The 10,633-nt window shown below is 40.3% G+C and carries 11 protein-coding genes; 2 read left to right on the top strand and 9 right to left on the bottom strand.

The window, feature by feature from the left end; genetic code table 11:
• Positions 1-255 precede the first annotated feature (255 nt).
• A complete protein-coding gene (locus ACUW85_RS08605) occupies positions 256-438 on the bottom strand; it encodes a hypothetical protein (RefSeq protein WP_048726803.1) in 183 nt (60 codons plus the stop codon).
• 50 nt (positions 439-488) lie between these two features.
• Positions 489-1,496, bottom strand: a complete 1,008-nt coding sequence (locus ACUW85_RS08600; protein ID WP_236747934.1) for a nucleoid-associated protein — start codon at positions 1,494-1,496, stop codon at positions 489-491.
• A 133-nt stretch (positions 1,497-1,629) separates the two neighbouring features.
• On the opposite strand from ACUW85_RS08600, the gene ACUW85_RS08595 reads away from it, so the two are divergent.
• Positions 1,630-2,940: an alkaline phosphatase gene (locus tag ACUW85_RS08595; RefSeq protein ID WP_154836988.1), complete on the top strand. Its 1,311-nt coding sequence runs from the start codon at positions 1,630-1,632 to the stop codon at positions 2,938-2,940.
• 56 nt (positions 2,941-2,996) lie between these two features.
• Here ACUW85_RS08595 and ACUW85_RS08590 read toward each other — a convergent pair whose 3' ends face one another.
• From ACUW85_RS08590 to ytpR, 5 genes are all read right to left on the bottom strand, one after another.
• The gene (locus ACUW85_RS08590; RefSeq protein WP_154836986.1) at positions 2,997-3,899 is read right to left on the bottom strand and encodes a UTP--glucose-1-phosphate uridylyltransferase; all 903 of its coding nucleotides are present in this window, start codon (positions 3,897-3,899) and stop codon (positions 2,997-2,999) included.
• 97 nt (positions 3,900-3,996) lie between these two features.
• Entirely contained in the window at positions 3,997-4,974 is a 978-nt protein-coding gene (locus tag ACUW85_RS08585) for a magnesium transporter CorA family protein (protein WP_149256152.1), read from the bottom strand.
• 81 nt (positions 4,975-5,055) lie between these two features.
• Positions 5,056-6,399, bottom strand: a complete 1,344-nt coding sequence (murC, locus tag ACUW85_RS08580; protein WP_149256151.1) for a UDP-N-acetylmuramate--L-alanine ligase — start codon at positions 6,397-6,399, stop codon at positions 5,056-5,058.
• Positions 6,392-7,138, bottom strand: coding sequence for a hypothetical protein (locus ACUW85_RS08575; protein ID WP_149358854.1), 747 nt, complete (start codon positions 7,136-7,138; stop codon positions 6,392-6,394). Before ACUW85_RS08575 ends, murC begins: the two co-directional genes overlap by 8 nt.
• Before the next feature lie 175 nt (positions 7,139-7,313).
• Positions 7,314-7,949, bottom strand: a complete 636-nt coding sequence (gene ytpR / locus ACUW85_RS08570) for a YtpR family tRNA-binding protein (RefSeq protein ID WP_065419877.1) — start codon at positions 7,947-7,949, stop codon at positions 7,314-7,316.
• A gap of 397 nt (positions 7,950-8,346) precedes the next feature.
• Here ytpR and ACUW85_RS08565 point away from each other — a divergent pair, with 397 nt between their 5' ends.
• Complete coding sequence (locus ACUW85_RS08565) at positions 8,347-8,697, top strand: hypothetical protein (RefSeq protein ID WP_016897751.1); 351 nt, start codon at positions 8,347-8,349, stop codon at positions 8,695-8,697.
• A 48-nt stretch (positions 8,698-8,745) separates the two neighbouring features.
• Here the strand turns inward: ACUW85_RS08565 and trmB are convergent, their stop codons facing one another.
• Positions 8,746-9,387 (bottom strand): tRNA (guanosine(46)-N7)-methyltransferase TrmB, encoded by a 642-nt coding sequence (gene trmB / locus ACUW85_RS08560; protein WP_026465459.1) that lies wholly within the window; start codon positions 9,385-9,387, stop codon positions 8,746-8,748.
• 354 nt (positions 9,388-9,741) lie between these two features.
• Positions 9,742-10,560 (bottom strand): phosphotransferase family protein, encoded by an 819-nt coding sequence (locus ACUW85_RS08555; RefSeq protein WP_048728950.1) that lies wholly within the window; start codon positions 10,558-10,560, stop codon positions 9,742-9,744.
• Positions 10,561-10,633 lie beyond the last annotated feature (73 nt).

The following is a 10,633-nucleotide window of genomic DNA, read 5'->3' as shown; positions in this document are numbered from 1 at the left end:
CTTTTCTCTTTGAAGCTTATTTACATATTAATAAATACTAAATAACGTATTCGTGATATTTGAAATTATTTACCAACACTATTTGTAAAAGAACCCGAAAAACAATTCGCGACCTTTTATCATGCATATAGTCTTAATATCGGGTTCAAAAAGTCAAACGCTTCCGATGCTTCCCAAAATACGCCAATTACTCAGAAGTAATTTTTCGGCTTTTTGTCCAGCATGTTGGGTCTTAACGACTTTCGTTACACCTCTCTATTTTTTTCGTTTCTTTTCTAATTCCATTACAAAGCCAACGATGATGATGGCCGCGAAGATGAAGCGGAATGGCGTTTGGAATTGTTCTGGGTTTGGTACTGTTAAAATCGTGATCATATAAACCACGAAGAAGACGATTAAGGCGGCACGCCAACCTAAGTCTTTGAATTTTTGCCACATATGGGTAGACCCTTTCTATTGTGATTCGTCATATAGACCATGATGATGATCTAGAACATGTTTTTGATTTTTTCGATATTTTTAATTTCGACTGAAAGTGTCCCGTCCGGGTTATTTTTGATTTCAACCACTTCTGGGTCATTAAACAAGTCTAAGGGAATGGATAATTCAATCCCGTTTTCAAACTTGAATTTTTGTCGTTGCATGTTGTTCCCCAAAAGTTCCGGCATATAAGGTGTTTCATCAGCCAAACCTTGCTCTTTGGTTTCTTCAAAGTAGGCTTGCTTACGAGAGAAATTGTCCCCGTACATAACTTCAGCAATGGCTTGGTTATCAATCGCTTGTGTTTCATGAATAGTGTCATGCAGAATTTGTTTTACCTCGGCCAGGTCTTGATAGTCATCTTCCCCAAACTTCTTGGCGGTTTTAGCGATGGCCTTTTTGATAATATTCACTGATTCTTTCATACTTGGGTTGGTTTGGATATCCAAGAAGATTTCACTTAAATAGTTAATTCGCTCCCCATATTCTTCGATCAGGTGTTTCTTCTCAATTAAGAAGTACTCTTCTGTATCGATGCAGTATAAGAACCCTTCGTCGATAGCTTGGGTTGGGCTAGGTAGAATGGCCCGGTTGATAATCAGGTCATTCTTCAAGTTGTCCTGGTCATACTCTACATAGTGGGTGTAAGATTCGTTGTGGTTTAACTTGAACATGCCGATAAAATAGGCTTCGTCTAGCCAGAATCCTGTCCACAGTAAATCCGCTGGTTTGATATCCGGGTTTAATTTAGTGAAATTGAAAAATCGGTTGGTCAGTTTTTGTGTGCCATGTAGGAAGTTTTCTGCTTGATTCATGCCCACTAAAATTTCCTTAGCTGGACTTCTGTCGGGTAGCTTGCCTACTTTTTGCTGTGCCGTGTACATGATTTTGGTCATCATTTTGTCAATATATTCAATCATATATTGTTCTTTATGGTCTAAAAGTGTCTGTGATAAGACCGCTTCGTTGGTGTTGGTATCAAAGATATGTAAAACTGCGGCATCAATCCGTAACATGTTATATCCCTCTTTCTTTAGCATTCCTTTCTATTTTAACTTATAATAGGATTATAGGATAGAAAAGATGGTATTGATTTGAAAAAATACCATCAATTTGACAAGTGATTACTGAAAGGAAGCAGCATAAATTATGGTAGCTAGTAATGAGCAATTTCCCCACCAACCGAAGAACATTATTTTCATGGTGTCCGACGGGATGAGCGTTTCACTCGCCTCAGCCTACCGGGAATATCTTCATCAAGACGTTGGTCACTTTAGAAACCCAAGTATCTTTAACAAGTATTTGGTTGGCCAACAATCCACTTATTCCTTTGACCCTTGGGCGACAATTACCGATTCTGCCGCCTCTTCAACAGCCATGGCTACTGGTGTCAAAACCATGAATGGTGTCATTGGCCTAGACAAACAATTGAGCCGGGTAGACTCTGCCTTAGAGATTGCCAAATTGAACAATAAAAAAACAGGGATTGTCGTGACCGCTGAAATCAGCCACGCAACGCCTGCAGGTTTTGCGGCCCATGTAGAAAGCCGCTTAGATTATTTTGATATTGCTGATCAATACCTAGACGATACCATTGAAGGTAAGCAAAAAATTGATGTCATGCTTGGCGGGGGTCGTGACCATTTTATCCGCCCAGACCGAAATTTAGCCCAAGAATTTGAAAATCTTGGCTATGATATCGTCCATACCAAACATGAACTCTTCAATTCTCACAACCCACAAGTTCTTGGTTTATTCTCCGAATTTGGGGTTCCAATGGCTATTGATCGTTGGTCAAATGTGACCCCTAGTCTTGGTGAAATGGTCCATTCTGCCATCCGCCGATTGGATACTGGTGATGAAGGTTTCTTCCTAATGGTTGAAGGGAGTCAAATTGACTGGGCTGCCCACCATAAAGATGTCGTTGGGATCATGAGTGAAATTGATGATTTCGCCGGCGCCTTTCAAGTGGCCATTGATTTCGCCAAGCAAGACGGAGATACCCTTGTCATTGCAACGTCTGACCATGCAACCGGTGGGATGTCTATGGGGACTAATAATATCGATTCCTGGTTGCCTGATTATATTCGAAAAGTCAAAGCAACTCCTCAACACATTGCTGAGTTAACCCAAGAAACCAATGACTGGGTTGAAGTAATTCGTCGTAACATCCAATTTGAATTATCTTCTACTGAGAAAAACCAGTTACGGTCTATCTACCATACTTATGTCTATACTTACGAAGAAAAGGTCAGCCGCTTGACCCAAGCCATTCGAGACATTGTAGACCGCCGTTCTAATACAGGGTGGACGACAGGTAACCATACGGGTGAAGACGTCAATGTCTATGCTTATGGACCCGGGTCTGACCACTTTAGAGGCTGGCATGAAAATGCGGAAAACGGGCAACTACTGAAGATATTAGCCGCTGGCTTATCACCAGACGATGATAACTATTAAAATATCGAAAAAAGCAGTAGCGCGATTGAAGTTGCGCTACTGCTTTTTAAGTTCAATTATTTTAGCGTAGGAATAATGTCATTTTTCAAGTAGTCACGGAAACCGTCTGCCGTTTCTTCGTGACGTAAGGCGAATTGAATGCTGGCTTTTAATAAACCTAATGGTTCGCCAACTTCATACCATTCACCCTGATAGTCATAGGCTTTTAACTTGTTGCCTTTGGCTAAGTGGTTGATGGCATCTGTTAATTCAAACTCACCTGAGAAGTCATTTTCTGGAACGGTTTCAATGGCATCAAAAATTTCCGGTGGTAAAATGTAACGACCTACTGCCGCTAATTTTTCTTCGGTTTCATTTTGTGGTTTTTCTTCAAATTTATCAATATTGTAGATACCCGCTTCGCCGTCACCAGATGTCGTCATAATCCCGAAAGAAGATGTTTCTTTAGCTGAAACAGTTGCTCCGGCAACCAATACAACGTCATTATCTAGTTGCTCTTGGTAGCAATCAATCATTTGTTTTGATAATGGTTTTTCACCTGGCGCACTCACCATGATGTCGTCTCCTAATAGTAATAAGAAGGGTTCGTCACCAACGAATGATTTCGCTTGGAAAATAGCGTCCCCTAACCCTTTTGGATAGTGCTGGCGTTTGAATTGAATATTCAATAATGATGTGTCTTCAACCATCTTCAACAACTTATCTTTGTGTTTTTGCTTCAAGTTGTCTTCTAAATCAAAGTTTGCATCAAAATGGTCTTCTACTGAACGTTTGTTACGTCCGGTAATAATTAAAATCTCTTCAATACCACTTTCAATTGCCTCTTCAACAATAAACTGAATGGATGGTTTATCCAAGATTGGAATAATCTCTTTTGCCATCGCTTTAGTTGCTGGTAAGAAACGCGTTCCTAAACCACCAGCTGGAATTACTGCTTTTTTAATCTGTTGTTTAGCCATAATAGCCTCCTTGATTATATTGTCTTTATCTTAGCATAATTTACTTTCAACTAGGTAGGTAAACGGTCATTTTTCAAAAAATTTACAATCCAAGCAATCATTTAAACAGATTGATCCGGTCAATAATAAAGTAAATAATAACCGACAAGATAATCGAACCGACTAAAATAATGGAAAAACCGTGGACATTATCTTCAAGTGGTAAAGCCACATTCATCCCCCAAAGACCTGCTGTAATCGTTGGCACGGTCATAATAATGGTAATAACCGTTAGCCGTTTCATGACATCGTTCAAGTTATTTGAAATGACATTAGACAGCATATCGTTCAATTTATTAATGACCGCCATGTCGTTTTCAATCATGGTTACTGCCTGGTTCATCTCGATTTGTACCCTATTGAGGACTCGTTCCTGGTAGCGGGTGTCGTTTTCCAATTGGTTAAAGTATTGGTTAATCCGGCTCAAAGTCTTGGCGTTATTATGGACCGCGGTGGATAAGTATACCAGCCCCTTATTGACGTTAATTAAGGCATAAGACACGTTATTTTTAGTAGAATGACGGGCTTCCTCCTCAGCTTGCTTAATCAAGCCATGCATAATGGTGACCGCATCGATATGGGCCTGAGCCACCTCATAAAACATGTACATGACAAAGGCGTAGGCAGAGGTCATCGGAAAGTCAGAAGGAAAATTTAACCGCTGGATATCCAACATAAAAGGCATGTTGGTATGATTCATAAAAGTCATCACCAAATTCTTGCCCATAACAATCACCAGAGGGGCTGTGTGATAGGTATTCTCGCTAATTACCTCATGACCATAAGGATACTGGATAATGATATAGGTAAATAGGTCGCCGGCATCATTTCGGTAATACTCAATCCAAGACGTTTCAAACTGGTCATAGACATACTCCCCGAAATGGACTGGCAAGTGGTAGTCTTCAAGCACCTGCCGGACTTCCCCCTTATCCGGATTTTCATAATGCAACCAGGTTAGTTGCTTGATTTCATTGGCCAAGCCATCTTGAAACTGGTTCTCTTGGTCAAATTGAATCACTTTTTGGTAAACCATCTAATCCTCCTCTCAAGGCTGATAAAAATCTTTCTCTTCGCAAAAAGGCCAGCACAATGCTGACCTTTCAATTCTTTTATTCTAGTGGATAGTTGATTGGCTGTCTGCCAATAGGTCTTCATAAGCATAAGCGAATTTCATGATATCGCCAGCACCCATAAAGATCATGACTGCATCATCATAGTCTAATAATGGTGATACATTTTCCAATGGTAATACTTGCACAGGTTTTGTTACCTTATTAGCTAGGTCAGAAACAGACACTTGCTTATTGTCCTTCTCACGCGCAGAGGCAAAAATTTCGCATAAGAACACGTCATCTGACAAGTCCAAAGCACCCGCAAATTCGTCCATTAATGCAATTGTACGGCTGAAAGTGTGTGGTTGGAAGACAGAAATAATCTTCTTGTTCGGGTATTTTTGACGGGCAGCATTAATCGTCGCTTTAATTTCTGATGGATGGTGAGCATAGTCATCGATTAAAGTCATATCGCCAATTTTCTTCTCAGAGAAACGACGTTTAACCCCACCGAAAGTACGTAATTCTTCTGCAACACGGTCTGCTGGGAAGTTTTCGAAGTAGCAGAAACCAATCACAGATAAAGCATTCATCACATTATGTTCACCGAACGTTGGAATGTCAAAATGACCATAGAATTCACCCATTACATGCACATCGAAATGAGAGCCATCAGTAGCTAGATCGACATTTGAAGCCACAATATGGTTGTCCCCACCTTCAAGACCGTAGTACCAAACATCCAAGTCAGATTGGTCAGCAAATTGACGTAAGTAAGCATCGCCACCGTATGCAATGACTTTTTTCTTCACTTGGTGAGCAAAAGTCGTATTCGCTGCAAATACTTGGTCAATGTTTTCATAGTAGTCAGGGTGGTCAAAATCGATATTAGTAAAAATCGCGTAGTCTGGGTGGTAAGCTAAGAAATGTTTACGGTATTCGTCCGCTTCTAACACAAAGTATTCAGCGTCTTCTTGACCAGCACCAGTACCATCACCGATTAGGAAGTTTGTTGGTTGTAAACCACACATCACGTGTGCCATCAAACCAGTGGTAGATGTTTTCCCGTGAGAACCAGTAATCGCTACACTAGTGTAGTCTTTGATTAATTCACCAAGGAAGAAATGGTAGCGCATCACGTCAAGACCTAATTCTTTCGCACGGACAACTTCAGGATGGTCATCGCCAAAAGCGTTCCCACAAATGATAAACATACCTTCTTGGATGTTGTCAGCGTTAAAAGGTAGTAATTCAATACCAGCTTTCTCTAAACCCCTTTGGGTAAAGAAGTAAGTTTCTTGGTCTGAACCCTGAACCTTATAGCCCATATTATGCAAGATTAAGGCTAAGGCACTCATGCCTGATCCTTTAATCCCTGTGAAGTGATACGTTAATTCTTTATTCATGCTCGTTAAAATCTCCATTTCCTCGATTAGATTGTGCTTGTTTATTCTTTAAATATGGGGTCAATGATGGCTTGTCCTGGCCTGGAAAATAGGAATAATGTCCCGACTTAGCTTGTCTTCCTGGCTGGTTAAAGCTTCCCCCTGGTTCCTCTGCCATAATACTCTGCAGACCACGGTTTAAATGCCCTCGTTTAGGGACAGTGGCCCTTGCAGGCGTGGTTTCAGAAACCGGTGTTGCTTGCCGTTTTTCTTGGAATCCTTTAGGTTCAGAAACCGCCTCTTCAAAATGAAAATGGCTGCGTTTGGATGACCGAGCAGCCTTGGCATCTTGGCGGTTACTGGTCCAATTTGTCGGCAAATCATTCGGTTGAAAAGGTCTGCGGAATTGGTAATCTTGATATTCCTGCAACTCTTGACGTAAACGGTCCAATTTTTGCTGGCGTTTGTCGTCCACAGAGGCCGCTTTAAAGACCTCTTGCACCCCTGAATCTTCGACTGGTCTTGTGTCCCGGTCTTCGTTGTTGGCATAGTTAAAATTGCTATATGAGGGTTGGTAGCGGTGATTATGATCTTTTTCGGCTAGATAATAATCCATCTGCTGACGGTCGTCTCCTTGACCCTCTCTTTGATAGGTCTTTTTAGGCGGAATTTGCCGTCCAGAAGATTGGTCCTCCCCCTGGTTATACCAGTTCATGTAATTGGGGAAAGTAATTGGATTGTCATTTTTCTCGTGTAACAAAGAATCATTCTCCTTATGATAAAATGGGACAAATTGTTCAGGCTGATTTGCGGACTTCTCTTCAAATCGCTGCCATTTATCCTTAGAATGTCTCAGTTTGTCATGCTCTCGACTCAACTACTCACCCCCAACACAATACATGTATAGTTTGCCTAATCAGACTTTATAATATCTGCTAAGCTTCAACGAAATGTTCACTGTTAATTTTATCAAATGATGTCCCAACTGGCACGTCATTTTTAATTTCAAGGATACCTTTTCGTACATGTTCAGGGTCGACACCTAATTCAAATGCAGAAGTTAACATACCGTAGCTTGAAACGCCACGCAGTTCACCTTCCCAAATCACTTGACCATTTGGCATTACAGCACCTGGCAAGGCCGCCACTACAAACATCCCTTCGCGGACATTTGGCGCACCACAAACAATTTGAACAACCTCATCTGGGCCAATTTTGGTTTGCGTAATATGCAAGTGGTCAGAACCTTCTAAATCCTTCACTTCTAAAACTTCAGCCACGACTAAACGCGGATTATCATTGAAAGGAATTGTATCAAAACCTTGTTCATATAAGGATTGGTTGATTAAGTCTAATTGTGTTTGACTTAAATGAACACGCCCCTTTCCTTCAATTTGAATCATTTTAGAAATATTTTGGATATTGTAACCCATTGTTTCTTTCGTTTCATTATTGAAAATACGCGTCACATCTCCAACTGTTGAAGTCGCAATACGATCTCTCGTTAATGTCCCTTTGGAAAACATGATAACGTCACCGACGCCATCTCGATTATATATACTAATCCACATACTCGTTAAAATCCCCTTCATATTTCTTTTTTAAAATAAAATTAAGTAAAACTTACGACATAAACCAATAAAAAAGCCTAGTCATCAACTAGACCGGTAATGTCCTATTAAAACGTATAATATTCTACTCGATTATATACTCCTAGTCATAAAAGTGCAAATAATAATAGACTGTGAAAAATAATCATTTTCCCCGACAGCCAAGCCTTTCCACCATGGCATAAATGGTTCCGCCATTATTTGAAATCACTTCACAAAATCAAATCCGCCATATACGCCAAACAATTATGAATAGGTAAAACTATATTTTGCCAGCCATGATTGTTATAATATGTTCATGATCACTTATCGAAATAGATTCACTTATTCACCCTTATGACAACAAAGGAGCGATTATATGTCTAATCAATACAACCAACAACCAACAAAACGTGACGACGTCCTACTAGCAGGTTTCCTATTTGGATGCGGACTAGTTATCGGTGGCGTTGTAGGCGCATTAGTAGCCGACCATTCTAAAAAAGTAGACGGCAATGACGTCCTTCAAAAAGCCAAAGCCCTATTCACCGACCCAGGTACCATCGAAGGTTCTTGGATTGAATTACAACCCATTCAAGCAGAACGCTTTGGCCAAAAACAAGAAGTCTTCTACGGCGGAATCTCTCGTACAGAAGACAACGAATTAGTTCAATACGAATTTATGGCAGACCCAAGTACCGGCAACTTTCTAGATTTTTATAAGCTGTAAGAATAATTGAGGGACTATGACAATTGAAGTCACAGTCCCTCATTTTTTCTATTTAAATTTAGCCAACATATAGTTAATTCTAAAGCCACGGGCTGAGAATTTTTCTTCGTACTCTGTTTGGACATTGCCTTCAATATCCGACTCATGCAAGTTCAACGAAATTTCTAAGAAATCCATGCCATACTGTGACATTGAAGTCAGTGAATATTCAAATAATCCTTGGTTATCTGTTTTGAATTGCAGGTAACCTTCTGTTTGTAAGACATGTTTATATTGGTCCAAGAAGGTTTTAAAAGTCAAACGACGTTTCGCATGACGCGCTTTTGGCCATGGATCAGAGAAGTTTAAGAATAACTTGGCCACTTCACCCTCTTCAAAATAAGTAGATAGTTCAAGGGCATTCCCTAAAATAAAGCGTAAATTAGGTAACACTTCACCTTCCAAAGCTTTCTCCATCGCCATCACTAATACTGAATCTTGTAATTCAAGACCAATAAAGTTCACGTCTGGATTACGGCGGGCCATCTCAATAATGAATTGCCCCTTACCAGTTCCCACTTCTAAATGAACAGGATGGTCGTTTTTAAATTCAGATTGCCATTTCCCTTGCATTGTTTCCGGTTCTAAAATGACATATTCTCTATGTTCTGCCATGGCGTCCTTTGCCCACGGTTTATTTCTTACGCGCATAATATCCTCCTAATGATTTGTTTTATAAATGATGTCGTTCCAAGAAAAAAGAGACGTGACATGAAGTTCACATCCCCCTTTTTTTGGCCAATAACGGTCTTATATTGGGCTTCATAAGTCAAGTTCTTCCGACACTTCCCAAAATGCGCCAATTACTCGCAGTAATTGTTCGGCTTTTGAAGGTGTAAGAGCCGACGCCAAGAAAGGAAACTTTGCAATCTAATCTGAAAAGCAGTCCTTTCTGGAGGGTCAAACCCGATTTTGGTCCAACTTATGAGAGAGTTTACGCTTTAGCGTTTACTCTCCTAAATGCGATAGAAGCGTCGAGTTTTAACGACTTTTGTCACACCTTCCTTACATTTCCCCTACTTGATGTAAGTAACGGTTGTTGTAGATATGTTTTAATTTTAAGATTTTATGGTTCATGGCAATCATCCGATTTTCTCTGAAGTCTTTTTTGATCATATTCAAGAGATTCAACATCGAATACCATTCAATACGTTGGTAAATATCGTATGTAATGTGTAAGCCATATAAGTCAAACCAGACATCCCAATTTTTAAAATCAACATATTGCACCAACAATTGGCTGATATCTAGAATAGGATCAGCGATTTTCACCATTTCCCAGTCCACTAGATATAACTGATTGTCCTCAGCTCGGATAAAGTTCCGGCGGTTCAAGTCTCCGTGACACACCGTTTTGCGGACCCCATCAACCAAATGAAGAGTGTCCCATAGACAAGTAGTCACCTCGGCTAGTAACTGGTGGTGACGTAATTCTTTTGCCAAATCACTTTCATAATCCTGTAAAAAGCGGTCTGGCTCGTAAACCTCGCCGTCGATTTTAACCAGCATGTTATATAAATTATCCGAATGGTGGTAACGATACATCAATTTGACTACCGGCAATTGAGCCACTTCAAAATGCGACAAAACATTACCAGACACCCAATCTTGGGCTGTCATAATGTCCCCGCTAGACTCACGCTTAGTCCATTTCAACTTGGGCGCAAAACCTTCCATCGACAAGATGGTTAACAAGGGTGAAGAATTACGTTTTAAAAATACACGTTCATCGTTGGCGTCATTATAGCCAACATAGGCTTGACCAGTATCCCCTCCAATGGGTTCGAGAATCCACTCGCGATCAAATTTGTATTCCAAAACCATTCCTCCTCTCTTTTGCCCAAGTAGTGTTAACTTACTGTATAAATGAAAAAAGTGAGCAGCGACTCCCCCTTGA

Source organism: Aerococcus sp. 150760013-2 (assembly GCF_053627715.1).
This window is presented reverse-complemented; position numbering and strand designations above follow the sequence as displayed.

What these genes read in the sequence shown, in the direction of transcription:
- ACUW85_RS08605 (WP_048726803.1), bottom strand. Translation starts at nt 438, where the DNA reads ATGTGGCAAAAATTCAAAGACTTAGGTTGGCGTGCCGCCTTAATCGTC.
- ACUW85_RS08600 (WP_236747934.1), bottom strand. Translation starts at nt 1,496, where the DNA reads ATGTTACGGATTGATGCCGCAGTTTTACATATCTTTGATACCAACACC.
- ACUW85_RS08595 (WP_154836988.1), top strand. Translation starts at nt 1,630, where the DNA reads ATGGTAGCTAGTAATGAGCAATTTCCCCACCAACCGAAGAACATTATT.
- ACUW85_RS08590 (WP_154836986.1), bottom strand. Translation starts at nt 3,899, where the DNA reads ATGGCTAAACAACAGATTAAAAAAGCAGTAATTCCAGCTGGTGGTTTA.
- ACUW85_RS08585 (WP_149256152.1), bottom strand. Translation starts at nt 4,974, where the DNA reads ATGGTTTACCAAAAAGTGATTCAATTTGACCAAGAGAACCAGTTTCAA.
- murC (WP_149256151.1), bottom strand. Translation starts at nt 6,399, where the DNA reads ATGAATAAAGAATTAACGTATCACTTCACAGGGATTAAAGGATCAGGC.
- ytpR (WP_065419877.1), bottom strand. Translation starts at nt 7,949, where the DNA reads ATGTGGATTAGTATATATAATCGAGATGGCGTCGGTGACGTTATCATG.
- ACUW85_RS08565 (WP_016897751.1), top strand. Translation starts at nt 8,347, where the DNA reads ATGTCTAATCAATACAACCAACAACCAACAAAACGTGACGACGTCCTA.
- trmB (WP_026465459.1), bottom strand. Translation starts at nt 9,387, where the DNA reads ATGCGCGTAAGAAATAAACCGTGGGCAAAGGACGCCATGGCAGAACAT.
- ACUW85_RS08555 (WP_048728950.1), bottom strand. Translation starts at nt 10,560, where the DNA reads ATGGTTTTGGAATACAAATTTGATCGCGAGTGGATTCTCGAACCCATT.